The sequence below is a fragment of the Spirosoma endophyticum genome, from assembly GCF_900112365.1.
In the GTDB taxonomy this organism is placed as follows: domain Bacteria; phylum Bacteroidota; class Bacteroidia; order Cytophagales; family Spirosomataceae; genus Spirosoma; species Spirosoma endophyticum.
Map to the genome: position 1 here is coordinate 337,529 of NZ_FOLQ01000005.1, position 20,408 is coordinate 357,936.

Genomic DNA, 20,408 nt, shown 5'->3' on the forward strand with positions numbered 1-20,408 from the left:
ATAATAAATGATGAAAGATTAGCCATGTGAGGTCAGAATCATTCATCATTTATTATTCATCATCGCTCCGGCGACCCGGTCATCATTTTATGGCTTCCAAACGCACGGCGCCTGCCCTTGTTTTTATTTTCATTACCCTTCTGATTGACGTTACGGGGCTGGGGATCATTATTCCGGTTTTCCCGAAACTGATTGAACAGCTCATTCACGGCAACATTAGTCAGGCAGCAAGCTGGGGCGGCTGGCTGTCGTTCTCGTATGCGGCCATGCAGTTCATTTTCTCACCGATTCTAGGCGGCCTCAGCGACCGTTTTGGCCGTCGGCCAGTGTTACTGTTCTCGTTATTAGGTTTCGGCATTGATTACATATTGCAGGGCTTTGCACCAACTATTGAATGGTTGTTTGTTGGTCGTATGCTGGCCGGAGTGACAGGTGCCAGTTTCACGACGGCCAGTGCCTATATTGCCGATATTAGTACACCCGAAAAAAGGGCTCAGAATTTTGGACTCATTGGCGCAGCTTTCGGCGTAGGCTTCATCCTTGGTCCGGCAATGGGCGGGTTTCTGGGTCAATACGGGCCGCGCGTTCCGTTTTTCGTTGCGGCCGGACTGAGCCTGCTAAATTTCCTGTATGGCTTCTTTATTCTTCCCGAGTCGCTGCCAGCCGAAAACCGCAGGCCGTTTAACTGGCGTCGGGCCAACCCGATTGGATCGCTGATGAATCTGGGGCGCTATCCGGTCATTTTGGGGCTGGTCGCGTCGTTGATTCTGATCTACATTGCCGGTTTCGCCGTGCAGGGAACCTGGACGTTCTACACGATGGAGAAATTCAAGTGGGACGAAAAAACGGTTGGCCTATCACTGGCGGCCATCGGCCTGTCATTTGCCGTCGTGCAAGGTGGACTCAGCCGAATTATTATCCCCAAACTAGGTCAGGAGCGGTCGGTTTACGTTGGGCTGGCGTTCAGCGCCATTGGCTTTGCCTTATTTGGCTTCGCGAATCAAAGCTGGATGATGTTTGCATTCATGATCGTTTATGCGTTAGGTGGTATTGCTGGTCCATCGGTTCAGGGTATTATTTCCAACCAGGTACCGGCCAATGAACAGGGCGAGTTGCAGGGCGCGTTAACAAGCCTGACCAGCACGACGTCTATTTTTGGTCCGCTGATTATGACCAATCTGTTTTCGTATTTCACCTCACCAAAATCGCCTACGTATCTTCCAGGTGCCCCTTTTTTCCTGGCTTCGGTGCTGGTGGTCATTAGTGCTTATCTAGCTCGCCGGGGCTTTAAACGTAGCATGGTGACTAAGGCCAGCGTACCCGAATCAATCTGATCAGGCTACATTTCTTCCGGTACTTAGTGCCTATTTATGAGCGATATGTGCCCTAATCCGGCTCAGAGAGGGGCCTTTAATTCCCAGATAGGAAGAAATATGCCCCAGCGAAACGCGATTCAGCAGATCCGGGTAATTTTTCATCAAATCAACGTATCGTTCTTCAGCCGTCTGGGTCAATAAGCTTTCTGACCGACTCTGATTAAAAATAAGATATTGCTCCGCCAAAAGTCGGCCAAACCGCTCCCAACCGTGCGACTGACCATAAAGCGCTTGCAAATGATCATGCTGTATGACCAACAGTTCAGCGTCTTCCAGGGCTTCAATAGCATACGGGCAGGCTGTTTGTGTTACCATACTTTTTAAGGACGCCAGAAACATATTTTCGTTGGCAAAAACAAGATTATGTTCCTGTTCGGTCTTGGGGTCCGTGTAGTAGACCCGGAAAATCCCTTTGACAATAAAGCCAACGTGCCGACAGACCGAATTACGGAAGTTGAAGTAGTCATGTTTAGGAATTGATCTAAGGGTCCAGAACTCATTCGCTAATTCAGTATCCGTTTCGGAAAGACCAGCGAATCGATGCAGGTGATACTGCAACAGCGCGTGTTGAGGAGAAACCAGTCTATTTTCAATCATTGTTGGTCAATTTATTAACTTATAAATGACAAAGTAACGATTGTCCAACGTAGTATAGGCTACATTTTTCCTTCACTACGTCGCTTTTTAACATAGGTGAAAATTGGGCAAACAATCACCCGTTACTTTTGGTCTATCAAAAACAAAATGTAATTAATTCAACTCCTAAAATCATGAAAATTACCCGCAATGCATCGGCCCATTGGGCTGGAACCGGTAAAGATGGCAAAGGTACTCTCTCTACAGCCAGCACGGTTCTTAACCAAACTCAGTATTCATTCAACACTCGTTTCGCGGATGGTGTAGGCACCAATCCCGAAGAACTGATAGGCGCTGCTCACGCCGGTTGTTTCGCGATGCAATTGGCCTTTAACATTCAGTCGGCTGGCTTTGCTGCTGATTCTCTGGACGTTCAATGCACGATTACCCTCGAAGATAGTGGTATCACCAGTTCTAAACTGACTCTGAAAGCCAGTGTTCCTGGCCTGGACAAAGCTAAGTTCGATGAACTGGTCGATCATGCTGAGCACAATTGCCCAATCTCAAAGTTATTCAACACCAGTATCAGTGTTGATGCTACGTTGCTGTAGCACCGGGAACGTAGCATACAAACACGCCCCTGAGTAGCTGCATGCAGTTGGTCAGGGACGTGTTTGTATGCTATTCTTTCCTGAAATCCATTCCGTCAAAAACTAACGTAGTGACCTTGCCCGAATTGCCAAGCACAAACCGGGCAAGGGCTTTGCCATTCCAGGCTTTTTTATAAGGTCCATAGAACGTATCGTAATGCCAATGCGGCAAGGTAGCATTCAGCGTATTGTCATTGACGTTGACAACTAACTGATTGCCCGCTACGCTAACGTCGGCCTGTCCATATAGCGGGCTGGTGTATTTTCCGGCATATTGGGGTAATGGCAAGGATGGCGACGTATTGAGCACCCGTTTCGTGTCAAAGTCTTCTCGGCCTTTCTTACTGTCTTCTCTGATTTTTGAGTACAGATTTTTGAACTCGGTATTCCAGTCGCGGGTGCCGCCCAGCGCAAACCAGTCGAAGGTTTTATAAACCAGTACGTGCCGCACTTCGGCATGGTCGTAATTCCCGAACACATAAACGCCCAGTTTTTCATCGGGCAACTGCGCCGTTATCGCCGTCAGACCCGATAAACTTCCGGTATGGAAATTCACTTTATGTCCTTTATAATCGTGCTGATACCAAGCCAGGCCGTAGGTTCGCCAGTTGGGTTTCAGAATTTGCATGGTTGGGTATTCATCCTCCGGAAAGAAAGTCTGCGGTTTAAACATCTCAGCCCAGGTTTCGGGCTTCACCAAGTGGCCTCCGCTGTATTTGCTGCTGTCGAGCATGCAGATGACCCACTTGCTGATGTCGTCGGCCGACGACCAAACCGCGCCAGCCGACCCAATTTCACTATCAGCCCCATACTCAATGACCCGAATCGTATCGTTGACGTTATAATGAGGCTTCGTAACGTTAGCATCGCCCTCCTTTATGTAGCCCCGTTTTGGCGCGGTACGTGTCATTCCCAGGGGCGTAAAAATCCGTTCCTTTAAAAAATCAGCCCACGTCTTTCCGGTGATACGTTCGATAACGCGTCCGGCGGCCGAGTAGAAGGTATTCTGATAGGCAAATCCAGCCCTGAATGGATAGCTCGGCTTGACCATCTCCATCCGCCGAAACATTTCATTGGCGGGAATAGTCATGGCGCCGGTCATGAAGTCGGTACTGCCCACACCTGTATCATGAATGAGGAGATCACGAATTTTCAACTCGCGCGTTACGTAGGGATCGTAGAGTTGCAGTTCAGGAAGGAATTTACTGACGGGGTCATTCCAGGCCAGTTTTCCTTCATCGACCAGCATGCCCATTAACATAACGGTCATCGCTTTGGTCGTGGAGGCACAAGCGAAGAGGGTTTCCGTATCAACCAATTCAGGTTTGCCCAACTCACGGACACCATAGCCCTTCTTGAAAATTACCTGGTTGTCTTTTACTACCGTAATGGACAAACCCGGTACGTTCCACTGCTTTCGAACGGACTCTACATACGCATCGAATTCCTGAATTTGTTTGGGAGAGGTTGGCTTCTGGCCAAAAGCGATAAGCGTAAATAGCAGGAAGAAAAGAACCGAAAATACTCTCATGTTTATTCAGGATATATTGCGAATGGAGCCGCATGCGAACAAAAATCAGTATACACGACAGCATTCGCAATATATTCACAAACTAAACACAACATTGAACCGAAGTATCATGGCGTCTTCCGTTTTCATGCCCATCAGGGAAGGTCGTTCGATTTTGTAGTCGGTCATATTAACCGGAAACTCGCCGATAAGTGTCATTTTACCACCAGCCTCCTTACTCGTTGCCTGCAACGTAACAGGCCTGGCAACCCCGTGAAACGTTAAGGTGCCTTTAGCTGTCAGCGCCCCATTATCAGATTTAATATCCGAACTTGTAAACGTTACGTTCGGGTATTTTATGCCTTCCATGGCTTCTACAGCGTGCGAATCGCGGTTATTGTTGTCGCTATCGAAAGAGGCCACTTTAATCGAAACGGCGATACTTTCGGGCTGTTTGCTTTCGTCGTTATAGATCATGGCACAATTCACATCGTGACTAACACCTTCCCAGTTGTGAAGCGGGTGTTTAGCGGCATAAGAAACCGTCGATGCCGCTTTGTCGGCCATTACTTTACGTTTAGCCATTGGCGCCACAAAGGCACAAAGAACCACGATGGCTAACCAGTAGCCATTCAGGATTATGTAGTTTTTCATGAGCTTAGAATTTTAAGGCAATAATCGAAGCGGCATAAGCCCCAAACGTAGCGTAAGCAGCCGCTCGGTGGTAAGGTTTAAGTTCAGAATTATTCTGAATCATGTGGGCCAGAATATTCGTGGCGACCATGCCTGTCAAATGGACAATAGCCAGGTATTTATGCAGTTTGATCGTCGTAAAACCTCTTTTTGGTCCTACGATCGGTGGGGGCGTGGTTAATGCCATCACCAACGTAGTGCCATAAGTAATGTTAATGAACGTAGCCGAGCGCTCATGCCATTTCTTTGTATCGACGTAATCCTGCCCCTTCGCGTTGTAAAGTTTTGCGCCCAGCAGACCCTGAGCCACAAAGCCCGCTAATGTTACGAAGCCTCCAATCTGGTGCGCTACAAGCATCGTTCGCCTAACTTTCAGCTCTTTGATACGTCCTTCGGACGTTAATGGAGCTACGTTTAGGGTACGCAACAACCCTTTTGGCCCCCAGAACGCACGTTGAGTAAACAACATTTTGTGAGGTAGCAACTCCGGCGTTTCCGTTGAATCGCTAAGGCCAGCCAGCAAATCATCTGCTGAAGCATCCGTCGTTGTTGGCGCAATGACTGTATCCCGACGAACAGCCGTTGAATCCTGTGCCCACGACAGACTAATTCTACAGAGAAGACACAGAGCAACAAAAAGGTATTTCATAACGCCGATTATTATAGGTTAGGCCGTAACTGTCAACGTATTACCGTCGGTACTAATGGTTGATTTGTACAACTTCATAGCGGTTGTAGCGGGACCAACACTGACCGTTCCGTCTACATTGAAAACCGACCCGTGGGCGCTACAGGTAAATTTGTTGGCGCTCAGGCCATATGAAACGGCATCGTTAGCTTCATGCGTACAAAGCCGTTGAATGGTTACGTATTTCCCACCGGTTGTATTGGCGACCAGCACGCTGCCAATTTTCATGAAATTTCCTACCGTTTTGAGCGAGCTGTAGTTGCTGTTCGTCAGGTCAATCGTAAAATTAATTGCCCCCGCGGCTGTATCAGCATTACCCGTTAATCCAGCCGCTGGCGGGGTGGGTGTTGGGGTGCTGCTGTCGCTTTTTGAGCAGGCCGTCAGACCCGTTCCCATGCAGTAAAACGCCATCAGCGCAGCGCTGCTCATTCCCAGACTCCGCAGAAATTCTCCGCGATTAATGTTGTTGTCAGTTGGATTCTTGATCATAAGATTAGGCAATTGATGTAGTTACACAGATTTATGTAGAGACCGATTGTACTCCTGATTTGCATCACTAATTCTAGATCAGTGATTAGTTAACTTATAACGTATTGAGAAAAAAGCGCCTGTGCTTATTAGATTAACCCCGAAGAAACCGACACCTCGAAGCGGTGCTTTTATGAACGGCTCGACCTGCCACGATAACCGTTTACTAAATGCCCGTTCATACCCAACGGAGAAATTCAATTGGCTAAAGCCATACCCTCCAGTGCTGGTGTTGAGCTCAGTAAATTTGATATTGTACGTATGTGGCGGATAATTATATACGTAGTCCTCCTGCTTCATAATATAGCTCGTTACACCCCCACTCACAAACCAGCGGCTTGGTAATCGTCCGTCTTGCCGGGGTCTTATCGCAAAGTCGTATCGCACGTTAATGGGAATATCGAGCATATTGCATTTCCCATCGATACTCGATGGATCAGTTGGCCACATCCATGGAAAATCATATTCCTCCGGCTGCGCCCGGTATACTTTCGTGCTTTGAATAATTCCGGTCTGAACACTCCAGCGAGATGCCAGTCGATATTCCAGCATAACACCAAAATTAGTACCCGGCCGGGAGAAGTTATTTAAACCAACACTACTCAAGTCGGGTGCTACCACTAATCGAAGACTAAAACCACGTTGTGTTTGTGTTGTCGATTTTGGCATCGCACTACGTGTCAGGGTCTCAGGTTGCGCAACTACATCCGGATTCGCAAACGTCGATTCAGGCCATTTCCCCGGCCGAGCGGCTAACTCATGTACATCCGTCAATACTACAGGGCCAGACTCAATGGATTCAAGCGCCGGTACGTTTTTAGACGAACTGGTCGTGCCAATTTGCATTAACTCAGTGCTATTCAATCCATGCTTTTTAGTGAACGCTGGCTTGGTTGATGTAGGAGCATTCGTTGCTAAAAGTGCCTCATCAGCAAGACTATTGGCTGGTTTAGAAGAGTTTCGTCGTCGCAAACTTTCCTTCTTAGCACGGTTTCCAACTAAATTAGGCTCAACAGCCGCCAGAGTTGCTATTGGTGTAGAAACCGACGTAGCCAATTGCGAGCGAGTCGTTCTGTTACGTTTTGTTTTCAGCCCATACGCCGTTTCTACCCGTTTCGTTGCATCTGTTGCCTTGGAAGCCGTGTTCGTTTTCAACCGTGTTACCGACTCTGCAACCCGACTTTCTGACTTATCGGACGTAGTATTTCGGTTTCTCAACGTAGCAGATTTCGCAATATGGTTTTCTGATTCACTCAATTTCACAACCCCATTTTCTGACTTATCAGCCGCCACAACGTGATTTTCTGGTTTGCTGGATTCAGCAACCGACTTTGTTAAATCAGCCGGTTGCTTATCCAAACCTGCACCAGACTCTAGTGAGTCGACTGACGTTGTTTGTGCTGGCTTACTATCAGGCAATCCAGGCGCTACGTATTGTTGCGATTGTTCAGATGTCCGACTCAACGGTGAATTCGTACGTGTCACTACCTGCCTTGTCGGTTTATCTACAACAGCATACATCTCACGATAAGCATACCAGCCACCTCCTGTCAACAATAACAACAGGAGCGCAGGGAGACCCCAACGGAGCAGCGATTTCCACATGGGTGCCCCAGGCTGAGTTTGCTCATGCGTGTCCAGCCGGGTTGCCATATCCTGCCAGGCCGCCGGATCGAATGGGGGATCGAATTCTTCAGCCGACTTTCTGAAGAGCCCGTCCAATTGGTCATCGGTTAGCTCTGGCATACTCGTCGTAGTTTACGTGCTTCAATAACTGGCGCAGGTTCTCCCGCGCCCTCGCAAGGTTCGATTTCGACGCGCCAACTGAAATGCCAAGTTGTGCGGCAATTTCTTCGTGCGTGAATCCATCCATAACATATAAATTAAAAACCAGCCGATAAGCGGGTGATAGCCGCTGAATTAAGGCCAGTAAATCTTCGTGAGCCAACTGGCTAAACGCATCGGGCACGCCTGAAACGGCTGTTTGTTCGGCCTGTTCAACATCTTCGTGATGATGATGACGTACTTCCTGCCGGTAATGATCTACCGCTGTATTGATCAGTATACGCCGAAACCAGCTTTTAAACGGCTGCGACGAGTCGTATTGATCCAGTCGCGTAAATACTTTTAGAAAACCATCGTTCAGCACTTCCAGCGCCCCCTCCCTGGTAGGAGCGTAGCGCAGGCACACCGCCATAGCATATCCGTAGAACTGCCGGTAAAGCAATTCCTGACTTTGCCGGTGATTGCGCAGGCAACCGGCCAAAAGCTCGGGTAAGGCTATTATGTTAGGAGCGTTGGACATTCAACAGTTGGACAGCCGTAGCGTTATTCACTCGTAGACTTTCATTTACGAAAAACGCCTGTTTATCAGTCTTTCAGAACTTTATAACCTCAAATGGTAAACTTAATTTGCTGGAGCAACCGGTGATGTCAGGTTGACCACTGGCCAGACGCCCGGCCTTGGTACGCTAACACCCTTTGTAGCCCCCCGCTGTCCACCGTCAGCACCAAAATAATAGAGCGGCCAGCCTTTAAACGTAAGCTGCGTTTTGCCTACGGCCGTGATGGTCGCAAAATTTGTTTTACCAAGAACGGAAGGAATATCACCAATCGTAGCCGATGTCTCGAATATAGGCCAGGTAAGGTTATTACTCAAATCAGCTTTGGTATAATTGTTCTTATTATTTTTGTCACTAGCGAACGCGTAGAGTGTACGACCCAGGCTATCCGTTAAAAATATGGAGTTACCAGTACCTTCTTTGGTATCAAACGTGTAGTTTTTCCCGTCATTGCCTACCAATTGCCGCGACGCAATCATCACCGTGTAATGTGGTTTAGCCACCTGCCAGACACCGTTTCCAATACCCTCCCCAAGCACATCGCCCGTATTCACGTCATTTTTGTAGTAGTACAGTGGCCAGCCTTTGAATGTTGTTTGTTTGGCCCCATCTGCCCGAGTTATTGTTGCAAAATCAGACGCTTTCAAACTGGTTCCGAGTGTAGGCGTTTCCTTATAAAAAATAGGCCAGGTATCTAAACAACCGCCCGTGCAATTGGCATCACCCGCTACGTCGGGACCAAAGAAATAAAGTGTCTTGCCACCCGCTCCCGTTATTACATTACCAAGCGTAGAAGTTCCGAGCGCCAGATCAGGTCCAGGGGCCGTAACAGTATCATCTTTTTTGCAGCCCAGCATAGCTGCGACTAACAAACCTGTCGCCAGCAACGTACGATTAGCGTAAATGAAAGATTTCATTGTATCAACTGTGTTTTAAAAGTGAGAAATAGAACAGTTGAACCGGTTCATTCGCTAATACGGGAGGCCCTGAAAAAGGGTTGCGTCGCCTTTGGAAAAAAAGTTGAATTGATTCGTTATATCAGGTTGAAATAAAAGACAATATGTTGTCATAAAGTCACTTACAGGAACCTTAGACAAACGTATTATTCTTTATCAGCCCGTCGGTCGGCGCGGATTTCGGGAATTGTATCCGGGTCAATCAGGCCCAGCGAGGCTGCATGTTCGGCAGCGGCAACCGTGTCGGACACGAGCAGCATGGGCACATTGTAGGATTCTGTTGTTTTGATAAGCTGACGAACATCTTCGTCGCGCCGATCTTCCGATACGTCGCGGATATAAATCGCCCGAATCCGACCTGGATTTTCGCGTACGACCTGTGCGTATATTTCGGGGTCCTGCTGTCCACTATCGCCAATGAGCACAAACGACAAATGCGGATTCACGTCCAGCACTTTTCGTATCATGGCCAGTTTATGGATATGGTGCCCTTCGGACGATAGTATTTCTGGACTCAAGCTAAAATCACGCAGTAAAATCGGGCCTTTCGGAATACCCTGGATACGAAAGAAATCGACCAGCAGGTCATATAAATTCCAGGGGCTGCTCGATACGTAGTAAATCGGGTTGAACAACGTAGTGACCGGACCACTTTGCAAGGCCCGATAAAAAGCTGCGATTCCAGCAAACGGCAGGCGCGTATACGCATTACCTAAAAACGTCAGCCGCGCCGTTTGAAGCAGGCTCGTAGCACCCGTTACGAGTACCGTATCATCAATGTCAGAAATAACGCCAAACTGGCTAAACGAAGGCGAAACCATCATATAGCCATCTTTAACAACAGGTTGGCCAGCTTCAGCCGTGGCATTAGCTGGTTGTAAAACGCCATCCAGCGAGTAGCGAATCGGAAACCAGACGCGTCCTGGTGGCAAATTCGTGGGTGAATTAATGGTCAGTTCAAAATAACCTTCATTATCTGTTACCGTTGTGTGTGTCTGTCCAAACGCGTCGATACGTACCGTTACACCGGGCACTTCATCGCTTTCAAAGCGTTGGTACGTTGCCAGCAGATTTTGCCAGAACGTATCATTGTCGCTAGGTGTACTCAGGTCACGTTCCCGCAACACCCGACCTTTGAGCCAGACAGTGGCGGGACTCTCTTGCGTTGGGCCACCAAAGCCACGGTAATAGACAATTTTATACGGTTTTTGGGCATCCAGCCGCCCAGAGAGCCTGCTTTTTAGCCGATTAAATTGAATTTCGGCATCAGTCGATGCATTACTTAAAAATTCTCTCCAGGAGGCCATGTGCGCTAAGATTCAATTGTATAGGCTACGTTATTTATTTGCTTATATATCGATAATTGAATCGGCGATCTGGCGCACTATCTCCACTAAGAAAAAATTCGGTTATACTGTTCAGTCGCTGAATATTATCCGCCCAATGAAAGTCGAATTTAACCCGAGTATAGTTTTGGTGTATTGAGCTTAAGGGTACACTAATTTCAAGCTCTTTATTAGTATATCGGATCGCGCCTTTTGCTACAGGTTGCCATGATTTTCCTGTCCAGCGGCTAACAGATGTCTGATTTCCTTTTATAGTTTGATTAATTAGAAAATCATAGCCAGCCCAGCCAGTTTTGGCCGACTGATCAGCATCAACAAACAACAACATCCAATTTTTGTCGGTTGAAGAAGAAAGTTTACTTCCTGTTTTAGCGTAGAAATAAACATTTTTCGCATCGTACGTCACTCGACTACCAATGATATCGTTGCGACCTGTATTGTTAATATAATTGGTTTTGTTGTCAACTCGTGGCCAATTTCGGTGCATAACATCCCCAATAGGGTCATTAAAGTTTGGTGTTATGGTCGCCCATTCGCCGAATTGTCCATCAATACTAATAGTACGGGATGAGCTGGTGGGTTCGGGCATAGCCATTCCTTTGAAACGACGAACGTTAGCAACTAATTGGTAATAATAATTGTCTGTGTACCCATTTTTCATGGGGTCGATGTCTCGGTTATATTCCTGGTTATATTGATCAGCAAAAAAGGTTTGCCCGTACTTCATTGGTTTCCCCATAAACAGCACGGAATTAGCTTTGGAAGCCGAATCCGTCTGCATATTAACTTGACGCTGAGCGACCCACTCGTTCCAGCCTGTAACAAATACAACAGCCGGATCTACTTGTAAAGCCCGTTTCCATTGTTCGTCAAAATATAATCCTTGGTGTGTATACGATGTAGTTCCTTCTAGAGTATTGGCAGGTTCTCTCCCCTTTTGAAAACTCTTACCTCTCTGGTTAGGATGACTGGCAACCCCAACTGGAATTTCTTCTGGTATAGCCGGGTCTTTATCCCAACCATAATCTTGTGGAGCGGTGTCAATCCATTGCCAGTGATGCGGTTCATTACGTGCGTTTGTGAATGCCCAACAGAATCGCCAAGTAAAGTAGTCACGAATAGTGGCGTCGGTTATTTCCTCAACCCTACCCAATAAAAGCGGTTTCCCTTGCCAACGGAACCATAGATCTGAGTAACGATTCTGAGCGTAGAATTGCTGGTAAATAGCGGTAACAGTGTTTGCGCTATTTGGCCCAGGTACAAAACAAATGTAAGGTGTAGGAATGCCCTGATTCCGCATCCCTAAGGATATTTCGCATAACTTACTAACAACTGGCAAATATATCTCTCGGTTAGTTACGTCAAAAAAAAGTATATCTACACCAGCCAGCGTCAGCAATTGCAGATTACGGCGTATAACCCATGGATCATCAGCTTTAAAATAACCTACTTCAGGCTCACCCCACCAATGGAATGCACCTACTGGGCCAAATTTAATATTTTTAGGATTGGCTTTAGTCAGAGTAGTTATATCATAAATGGCCGAATCTTTATGTTGTCCATGCCACAAAAAATAGAACATACCTACATACTTATTACGTCGAACACCGCCCGTCTCCTTATAATCAGGAAGGGTTCTCCCAGCTCCATCCATCGCGACCCAATTCGAACTCTGAATAGGCAAAATAGGTGAGCCTGTTTCAGCCGTATTCGAAGCTATACTATCAGAAGTTTGGGGCAGGGGTAAGAAACTTGTAGTCAGTCCAATTGCCAAAATACTAAAGAGAATCCCTTTCATTATGTATCTCCAGTTAGTTTGAATAATTATTTTTTGGACCCGCAGGTAAAATTTTACGGATTGGTATTTACCAAACATATCCGTCTATTCGGCCATCCGGGGGTTTAGTGATAACTTGCAGGCAATTTACGTATCAGCCCTTAGTCGTAGTGGTTTTGTTCTTATCTGAACGGATCTTTTGCCGCGACCGACTACTCTCTATTAAAAACCATGAGCAAACAAATTGTTTATACAGAACAGGCCCCGGCAGCCATTGGGCCTTACAGCCAAGCGGTGAAAGTTAACGTAGCCTCTCCGTCAAATATGTTATTCGTTTCCGGCCAGATCGCACTTGACCTAGCGCCACTGGGCGATATTCAGGCTGAGACTCAGAAAGTAATGGAAAACATTGGTGCCATACTAAAAGCTGCTAATCTGGATTATACGAACGTAGTAAAAGCCAGCATTTTCGTAAAGGACATGAACAATTTTGCCCTTATCAATGAAGTCTACGGTCGTTTTTTTACCAGCGAACCACCCGCCCGCGAAACCGTGGAAGTCGCTCGATTGCCCAAAGATGTAAATGTTGAAATTTCAGTAATAGCTATTCAATGAGCGAAATTGGACCGCCGAAGCGGAGTGATTGAGTAAAAGAGCGAATAAAACTAGCATCAGTCATTCACTCTTTTACTCAATCACTCCGCTTCGGCGGTCCAATTTCGCTCTTTCAAACTTATGTCAACTCCTGTTCGCGTTCGTTTCGCACCCAGCCCCACCGGCCCGCTACATATTGGCGGAGTGCGTACCGCGCTTTATAATTATTTATTTGCCCGAAAAATGGGTGGTCAGATGCTTCTCCGCATTGAAGACACTGACCAGAATCGCTTTGTGCCCGGTGCTGAAGAGTATATTCTGGAAGCACTACGTTGGGTCGGCATTGAAATTGATGAAGGCCAGGGCGTGGGAGGGCCGCATGCTCCCTATCGCCAGTCAGAACGTCGGGACATTTACCAGAAAGAAGCCCAGCGCCTGGTGGCAGAAGGGAAAGCCTACTACGCTTTTGATACGGCGGAAGAATTGGATGCCATGCGCAAACGACTGGAGGAAGCTAATGCACCAGCCGCCCAATACAATTCCATTACGCGGTTGCAGATGAGTAACTCACTGACCATGAAAGCCGAAGAAGTTCAGGCACGTATGGATGCGGGTGATCCATTTGTGATTCGTTTGAAAACACCTCGTAAAGAAGAAGTTCGGCTTAATGATCTTATTCGGGGCTGGGTCAATGTTCATTCATCAGCCATTGACGATAAAGTCCTGCTGAAATCGGATGGTTTGCCAACGTATCACCTTGCGAATATTGTCGATGATCACCTGATGGGCATCACGCACGTTATCCGGGGTGAAGAGTGGTTGCCATCGGCCCCATTGCACGTACTGCTGTATCGTTATTTAGGTTGGGAAGACACCATGCCGCAATTCGCTCACCTGCCGCTATTGCTGAAACCTGAAGGTAATGGCAAACTCAGCAAGCGCGATGCAGATTTGGGTGGTTTCCCTATTTTCCCGCTACAATGGACTGATCCCGCTACGGGCCAGGTGGCAAAAGGATTTCGGGAAGACGGTTATCTGCCTGAGGCAACCGTTAACTTTCTGGCCTTGCTAGGCTGGAACCCTGGCACCGAACAGGAACTGTTCACAATGGATGAACTGATTGCCAGTTTCGATATTGCACAGGTGCATAAAGCCGGAGCCCGGTTCGATATTCAGAAAGCGCAGTGGTTTAACCATCAATACATTCGACAGGTAGCTGACGACGTACTGGCGCCAACGGTGCAGCAACAAGCGGAGGCTGCTGGATACGATTGTTCACTGGAGAAAGCAACAAAAATTGTAGCACTGCTTAAGGGACGGGTTAATTTCGCTCGTGAAATTGTTACAGAAGCTGGAACGATTTTTAATGCACCAACGACTTACGACGAAGCTATAACAGCCGCAAAATGGAATGATGATGCGGTACGTGCTGTAACAGCTTTTCGCGATGCCTTGCTACCGTTTGACGGTGAATTCGTAGCTGATGCTATCAAACATACGTTATCTAATGCCATGCAACAGGCAGGTATCAAACAGGGTAAAATTATGCAGGCCATGCGTTTAGCGCTTACGGGTACCGGAGCCGGTCCTGACCTGATGCTAACCATGGAAATCATTGGAAAAGACGAAACGATTGGGCGTCTGGAGAAGGCGCTCAGTACGTTGAAATCACCTGTCAATTAAGTATTTTTAAACCTATAAGCTGGACTGACGTTTCGGTCTTATAGACCTTGTAGGTTTGTATTCAAACTCAAAACTCATGGCAAAGAAGAAAACTAACCCTGACGAAAACGACAAACCGCGCGTTCATAAAGAACTCGAAGGTTTCGACATTCAAATCAACTCGTTCGGCGAAATCACCACGAGTTTTGATATTGATAAGATCAATCAATTTTTAAATAAAACGGTTGACGACAAAAAACTTCGCCATCGTACTGATCTGAATCTTAAGGGTGATCCCGAACCCGACGAAAAAGAGGAAGAATCGGATGAAGATCATCTTTTCGATGAGACAGATAATGATCTGCCAGACGATATCAACCAACGCTAAAAGCCCGACCCGTCAAAATGCCCGGTCGGGCTTTTTTTGTACCGTTTGTCAGAAAAACCATGCGTAGAATGCACAGGTTTATGTAGTTTTCCTCAGTAATTCCTGTTACCTATTTACTGATAACTGACTATGTACTCTCACGAAATCGACTACAAAATCATTGGCGAAGACATCCAGATCGTCGAAATTGAGTTAGATCCTAATGAAACCGTTATTGCCGAGGCCGGTTCGATGCTGTTTATGGAAGATGGCATCACGTTCGAAACCAAAATGGGCGACGGCTCACAGCCCGACCAGGGATTTCTGGGTAAGTTACTCCAGGCCGGTTCGCGAGTAGTTATGGGCGAATCGCTATTCATGACGCACTTCACGAACCGGGGTGTTGGCAAACGTAAAGTAGCTTTCTCGGCTCCCTATCCTGGCACCATCATGCCTGTGAATCTGGCCAATGTATATGGAAACACGCTCATTGTTCAGAAAGACGCATTTCTATGCGCAGCGCTTGGCACAAAGCTGAGCATTCAATTCAACCAACGCCTGGGAGCTGGTTTCTTTGGTGGCGAAGGTTTCATTTTAGAAAAAGTGCAGGGCGATGGCATGGTATTTATTCATGCCGGGGGCGTTGTAATTGAGCGGACGCTAAATAATGAAACGCTACGTGTTGATACGGGCTGCGTCGTTGGTTTCGAACCAAGTGTCAATTTCGACGTTCAGCGGGCGGGCGGCCTACGTAGCATGGTATTTGGTGGCGAAGGTTTGTTTCTCGCTACGTTACGTGGTTCAGGAAAAGTCTGGATTCAATCCATGCCAATTTCCAAACTGGTTCAGCGGTTATCGCCGGGCGGTGGGCAAGCTCGCAAAGAAGGCGGCTCCGTATTGGGTCAACTAGGCAATCTGTTTGAGGATTAATAACTGGTTGAATACGGAAAGCTGTATTTTTTTGGAAAGATTTTAGGACATTTTTTATCAAAATCATGTTAATCATGAAAATCTGATAAATCTTAGTTCAGACAATATGGAAGTTATTTGCACGAACGACAAATTTCCGGCACCGGTGCTGGCCTTTTATGCTGAATTTGGCATACAGACACCTAAACAGGACCAGTTGTATACGATCCGGCAGATGAAACGGCACACGACTGGTGACACAGGGGTATTGCTGAATGAAATTCAGAACCCCGAGGTACCGGTCAAGCATCCGGTAATGGGCGAAGTTTGGTTTGAACCAACTTTCAACATCAATCGGTTCGCTACGTTGATGGGGCAACCAGTTAAGCAGGAAGAGATGGAAGATGTAAATGCCTGACCAGGCAACATCTATACAATAAAAAAAGCCTTGGCACCAAACCGCCGGGCTTTTTCGTTTTCTTATTTGTCATGCTGGAACGCCAGCCCGGTGACGCAGGAAGCATCTACGTCAGTAAAGCATTTTTAACCAGCTATCGAAGATGCTTCCTTCGTCAGCGTGACAAAGACTTGTGGTAAAGTATTTGCTCATTTCCCTTATTGGCCTGTTGTCGGCTTCCTGCGGCAATAGCTCGTCTGACAACTACGTACCGAAACCGAAAGGATTTCCTCGGTTCGATCTGCCTACACCGAGCTACACACTACTCGACCCAACGCATCCATACCAGTTTGAGTACAACAAAATAGCCCGGATTCTGCCTGATACGTTCGCCCGCTCGGAACCGGACTGGATTTTCATTAATTATCCGGCCTATCACGCCAGCGTTCAGCTGACCTACAAACCTGTTCGGAATGATCTGAAACGACTAAAGGCTATGCTCGATGATTCGTACAAACTGGCAACCCGGCATAACATCAAGGCCTCGGCAATTGTGGAGAAAAAGTTACGGCTACCATCAGGTCTGGAAGCAAGTCTGATCGACCTCGCCGGTGAAGTACCCAGTCAGGTGCAGTTCATCACAACGGATTCTACGACGCATTTCCTGCGGGGGGCTTTGTATTTCAACACGGCAACCGAAAATGATTCACTACAACCGGTGATTCAGTACATTCGCAAAGACATTCTGCATTTACTCAACACGCTTAAATGGCGAAAGTAGATTCCCAAACCATGAAAATACTGTTTACTCTCTTAGCCTGCCTGTCGCTTTCCGTTGCTGTAGCGCAAACAAAAAAACCAGCTTCTAAAGTAGCCAAACCTGTAACTGAGGCTACAGCCGTCAAGTCGCCGGGTCAGTCTATTTACGAACAAAACTGTCTGACCTGTCACCAGTCAAACGGGTCGGGTGTGCCCAATTTAAATCCACCTCTGCGCGGAACAGATTGGGTATTAGGTGATAAAACCCGGCTCATCAACGTAGTACTAAAGGGTTTACAAGGTCAGGAAATCGAGGGAGATATGTATGATAATGCCATGCCTGCTCACGATTTTCTGAAGGACGATCAAATCGCAGACGTGCTGACGTATATACGTAGTAATTTTGGCAACAAAGCCGACGCAATTACCGCTGATGAGGTGAAGGTCGTGCGGAGAAAATAGGTTTTCAACACAGCGCAACGGAGGTGTCACGGAGAAAACAGAGTTTTTTTCATACCTCCGTTGCGCTGTGTTGAAAAGAACTACGTCTGTATCACACCAACCGAAAACCGCTTTGTAATGGGTGCATGGTTAGCGGCATTTATCCCTTCAGAAAGAATTTGTCGGGTCTGGAGTGGATCGATGACAGCGTCTACCCATAGCCGGGCGGCTGCGTAGTAGGGTGATAACTGCGCATTGTACTGATCGGTGATCTTATCCAATTGCGCCTGCTCTTCTTCCGGCGTCATTGGCTGACCTTTCGCTTTTTGAGCCGCCATCTGAATCTGAAGCAGTGTTTTGGCGGCTGAGGCTCCGCTCATCACGGCCATTTGCGCCGTAGGCCAGGATAGCATCAACCGTGGATCGTAGGCTTTACCGCACATGGCATAATTGCCAGCGCCATAACTGTTCCCTATTACTACTGTAAACTTCGGAACAATCGAGTTAGCCATTGCGCTAACCATTTTGGCTCCGTCTTTAATAATTCCGCCCTGCTCCGCCCGACTACCGACCATAAAACCCGACACGTCCTGCAAAAACACTAATGGTATGCGTTTCTGATTGCAATTCATGATAAATCGGGCCGCTTTATCGGCCGCATCGCCATAAATGACCCCGCCCATTTGCATTTCTGAAGGTTGCCCCGTTCGACCTTTGGCTTTCACAACCTTCCGCTGGTTAGCTACAATACCTACCGCCCACCCATCGATACGGGCGTATCCGCATAGCAGCGACTGACCATAACCGGGTTTATACGCATCGAACGCTGAGTTATCCACAAGTCTATCCACAATTTCCAGCATATCGTAGGGTTTCACACGATCTGTAGGCAGAATCTGGTAGATTTCTTCTGGATTTTTAGTTGGAAGTGCTGACTCGACGCGGTCAAAACCGGCCGTTTCGTGATGGCCAAGTTTATCAAAAATGCGTTTAATCGCGTCTAAACAGCTTTGATCGTCGGGGTATTTGTTGTCGACTACGCCCGAGATGTCAGTGTGGGTAGTAGCTCCACCGAGGATTTCGGCATCTACGTCTTCGCCAATGGACGCTTTCACTAGGTAAGGACCAGCCAGAAAAATAGAGCCTGTTCCTTCGACAATCAACGCTTCATCGGACATAATGGGCAAATAGGCGCCACCCGCCACACAACTACCCATAATAGCCGCCACCTGTAAGATACCCATCGCAGACAGATGCGCATTATTTCGGAATGTTCTACCGAAATGTTCTTTATCAGCAAAAACCTCATCCTGCAAGGGCAAATAAACCCCCGCGCTATCGACCAGGTAAATAATAGGTAAGTGATTCTCCATGGCAATCTCCTGCGCCCGAAGATTCTTCTTGGCCGTAATTGGAAACCAGGCACCCGCTTTCACGGTAGCGTCGTTGGCCACAATCACGCACTGCCGACCCGATACGTATCCAATGCCCACGACTACCCCGCCAGATGGGCAGCCGCCATGCTCAACATACATACCATCGCCCGTAAACAAGCCAATTTCAACGAAAGGCTTTTCTGTATCAACCAGATAAGCGATACGTTCGCGAGCCGTTAGTTTCCCTTTTCGGTGCTGATCGTCAATTTTTTTCTGACCACCACCCAGTTGGGTTTGGGTTGTTCGCTGGCTTAATTCGTCAAGAAGGGTTGGGATTGAGTTCATTATAAAATGTATAAGCCAGACGCCTGTCCAATTCGTATAGAATGAAAAAGACCAAGCAGAAACTTGGTCCAGACATTACTGTTTCGTCGAATCAGCCGGTGTAACGGGTGTAATCGTCGCACTGGCGGGTAACGTAGTAGCTGGTTTTTCTTTCCGGCCAAAGAGCGAAAAATGAACGTAGCGTTTGGGGTTTTCCCGAAAATCAGTTAAGAGTTTTTCTAGACTCGTGGTCGTTTTATTGACGTTACTATAAAGCGCTTCGTCGGACGTTAGCTTACCCAGAGACCCTTTACCGCTATTGATATCAGCCAGAATATGTTGCAGATTCTGAATCGTTTTATTGACGTTACCGAGCGTTTGCTTCAACTGTAAAGCCTGAAGCGAATCAGCAAAATTGTCCGCTTTAGCCAGAATAGGATCGAGTTTCTTTTCCGTTTCAATAAATGATTCTGATAACTTATTAACGTTAGCAAGCGTTGCTTTCAGGCCAGCCCGGTTTTCAGCCACTGTCAGGCCGAGTGTTCCAACAGCAGCATTCGCACTACGTAGCGTTTGATTTAATACGACACCCGTCTGGTCAAATTGCGCCACCACGCGGTTGAGTTGATACGTCAGCGAGTCCACATTGTTCAACACGGGCAGGGTTTTCTCCTTGATCAGAGCCGACAAACCAGATTCTTTGGCAGAAACTAACATGCCACCATCCTCTAACTGGGGAGTTCCATACTTGATACCAAGCCGAACGACTTTACCACCCAGCAAGCCATCATCGGCCAGAACAGCCCTCGATCCCTTCGTGACAATAATATCTTTCTTAAGTTCAAGCGTAACCAGCAGCTGGTTTTGCTTGTTCTGCAAGATTTCGATGCTCTTGACCTGGCCCACTGTTAAACCATTGATTCTAACGGGATTGGATGGTGTCAACCCATCAATATTATCGTACAGAACCTGGTATTTATGCGTCGAGGAGAAGAAGTCGGAGCCTTTCAAAAAATTAAATCCAAAGTAGAGCATCATCAGCGAGACGAGAGCTAACAAGCCTACTTTTACTTCCTGCGAAACTTTCATGCGTATGTGAAGGTGAACAGCCTATGGAGCCGAGCCAACCAATTTGGT

21 protein-coding genes are annotated in these 20,408 nt (G+C 47.2%); 9 read left to right on the top strand and 12 right to left on the bottom strand.

Annotated features, from left to right (window positions below):
• The first annotated feature begins 89 nt into the window (after positions 1 to 89).
• A complete protein-coding gene (locus BM202_RS16245) occupies positions 90 to 1,334 on the top strand; it encodes a TCR/Tet family MFS transporter (protein WP_093827888.1) in 1,245 nt (414 codons plus the stop codon).
• A gap of 30 nt (positions 1,335 to 1,364) precedes the next feature.
• Here BM202_RS16245 and BM202_RS16250 read toward each other — a convergent pair whose 3' ends face one another.
• Complete coding sequence (locus BM202_RS16250; protein ID WP_245776679.1) at positions 1,365 to 1,973, bottom strand: Crp/Fnr family transcriptional regulator; 609 nt, start codon at positions 1,971 to 1,973, stop codon at positions 1,365 to 1,367.
• Between the two features lie 173 nt (positions 1,974 to 2,146).
• Here BM202_RS16250 and BM202_RS16255 point away from each other — a divergent pair, with 173 nt between their 5' ends.
• A complete protein-coding gene (locus BM202_RS16255; RefSeq protein ID WP_093827890.1) occupies positions 2,147 to 2,563 on the top strand; it encodes an OsmC family protein in 417 nt (138 codons plus the stop codon).
• A 70-nt stretch (positions 2,564 to 2,633) separates the two neighbouring features.
• Here BM202_RS16255 and BM202_RS16260 read toward each other — a convergent pair whose 3' ends face one another.
• The 9 genes from BM202_RS16260 to BM202_RS16300 form a co-directional block, all read right to left on the bottom strand.
• Complete coding sequence (locus BM202_RS16260) at positions 2,634 to 4,133, bottom strand: serine hydrolase (RefSeq protein ID WP_093827892.1); 1,500 nt, start codon at positions 4,131 to 4,133, stop codon at positions 2,634 to 2,636.
• A 75-nt stretch (positions 4,134 to 4,208) separates the two neighbouring features.
• Positions 4,209 to 4,766 carry a YceI family protein gene (locus tag BM202_RS16265; RefSeq protein ID WP_093827894.1) on the bottom strand — a complete coding sequence of 186 codons (558 nt, stop codon included), beginning with the start codon at positions 4,764 to 4,766 and terminating at the stop codon, positions 4,209 to 4,211.
• Between the two features lie 4 nt (positions 4,767 to 4,770).
• Positions 4,771 to 5,454, bottom strand: a complete 684-nt coding sequence (locus BM202_RS16270) for a hypothetical protein (RefSeq protein ID WP_093827896.1) — start codon at positions 5,452 to 5,454, stop codon at positions 4,771 to 4,773.
• Between the two features lie 18 nt (positions 5,455 to 5,472).
• Complete coding sequence (locus BM202_RS16275) at positions 5,473 to 5,982, bottom strand: QcrA and Rieske domain-containing protein (protein ID WP_093827898.1); 510 nt, start codon at positions 5,980 to 5,982, stop codon at positions 5,473 to 5,475.
• 78 nt (positions 5,983 to 6,060) lie between these two features.
• A complete protein-coding gene (locus BM202_RS16280; RefSeq protein WP_093827901.1) occupies positions 6,061 to 7,767 on the bottom strand; it encodes a porin family protein in 1,707 nt (568 codons plus the stop codon).
• Positions 7,748 to 8,326 (bottom strand): RNA polymerase sigma factor, encoded by a 579-nt coding sequence (locus BM202_RS16285; RefSeq protein WP_093827903.1) that lies wholly within the window; start codon positions 8,324 to 8,326, stop codon positions 7,748 to 7,750. The genes BM202_RS16280 and BM202_RS16285 overlap by 20 nt, the downstream gene beginning before the upstream one ends.
• A 102-nt stretch (positions 8,327 to 8,428) precedes the next feature.
• Positions 8,429 to 9,280: a hypothetical protein gene (locus BM202_RS16290; protein ID WP_093827905.1), complete on the bottom strand. Its 852-nt coding sequence runs from the start codon at positions 9,278 to 9,280 to the stop codon at positions 8,429 to 8,431.
• A gap of 185 nt (positions 9,281 to 9,465) precedes the next feature.
• A complete protein-coding gene (locus tag BM202_RS16295) occupies positions 9,466 to 10,626 on the bottom strand; it encodes an App1 family protein (protein ID WP_093827907.1) in 1,161 nt (386 codons plus the stop codon).
• A 34-nt stretch (positions 10,627 to 10,660) separates the two neighbouring features.
• Positions 10,661 to 12,463 carry a hypothetical protein gene (locus tag BM202_RS16300; protein ID WP_093828099.1) on the bottom strand — a complete coding sequence of 601 codons (1,803 nt, stop codon included), beginning with the start codon at positions 12,461 to 12,463 and terminating at the stop codon, positions 10,661 to 10,663.
• Positions 12,464 to 12,673: 210 nt separating this feature from the next.
• On the opposite strand from BM202_RS16300, the gene BM202_RS16305 reads away from it, so the two are divergent.
• The 7 genes from BM202_RS16305 (at position 12,674) to BM202_RS16335 (ending at position 17,592) form a co-directional block, all read left to right on the top strand.
• Entirely contained in the window at positions 12,674 to 13,057 is a 384-nt protein-coding gene (locus BM202_RS16305) for a Rid family detoxifying hydrolase (RefSeq protein ID WP_093827909.1), read from the top strand.
• Positions 13,058 to 13,177: 120 nt separating this feature from the next.
• On the top strand, positions 13,178 to 14,719 hold the full coding sequence (gltX, locus tag BM202_RS16310; protein WP_093827911.1) for a glutamate--tRNA ligase: 1,542 nt from the start codon (positions 13,178 to 13,180) through the stop codon (positions 14,717 to 14,719).
• Positions 14,720 to 14,795: 76 nt separating this feature from the next.
• The gene (locus tag BM202_RS16315) at positions 14,796 to 15,086 is read left to right on the top strand and encodes a hypothetical protein (protein WP_093827913.1); all 291 of its coding nucleotides are present in this window, start codon (positions 14,796 to 14,798) and stop codon (positions 15,084 to 15,086) included.
• A 129-nt stretch (positions 15,087 to 15,215) separates the two neighbouring features.
• Positions 15,216 to 15,995: a TIGR00266 family protein gene (locus BM202_RS16320; protein WP_093827915.1), complete on the top strand. Its 780-nt coding sequence runs from the start codon at positions 15,216 to 15,218 to the stop codon at positions 15,993 to 15,995.
• 106 nt (positions 15,996 to 16,101) lie between these two features.
• Positions 16,102 to 16,392, top strand: coding sequence for a hypothetical protein (locus BM202_RS16325; protein WP_093827917.1), 291 nt, complete (start codon positions 16,102 to 16,104; stop codon positions 16,390 to 16,392).
• Positions 16,393 to 16,564: 172 nt separating this feature from the next.
• On the top strand, positions 16,565 to 17,152 hold the full coding sequence (gene gldD / locus BM202_RS16330) for a gliding motility lipoprotein GldD (RefSeq protein WP_093827919.1): 588 nt from the start codon (positions 16,565 to 16,567) through the stop codon (positions 17,150 to 17,152).
• 11 nt (positions 17,153 to 17,163) lie between these two features.
• Positions 17,164 to 17,592 (top strand): c-type cytochrome, encoded by a 429-nt coding sequence (locus tag BM202_RS16335; protein ID WP_093828100.1) that lies wholly within the window; start codon positions 17,164 to 17,166, stop codon positions 17,590 to 17,592.
• A gap of 80 nt (positions 17,593 to 17,672) precedes the next feature.
• Here the strand turns inward: BM202_RS16335 and BM202_RS16340 are convergent, their stop codons facing one another.
• Positions 17,673 to 19,292, bottom strand: coding sequence for an acyl-CoA carboxylase subunit beta (locus tag BM202_RS16340; protein WP_245776681.1), 1,620 nt, complete (start codon positions 19,290 to 19,292; stop codon positions 17,673 to 17,675).
• A gap of 75 nt (positions 19,293 to 19,367) precedes the next feature.
• Entirely contained in the window at positions 19,368 to 20,360 is a 993-nt protein-coding gene (locus tag BM202_RS16345; protein ID WP_093827921.1) for an MlaD family protein, read from the bottom strand.
• Positions 20,361 to 20,408: the final 48 nt, after the last annotated feature.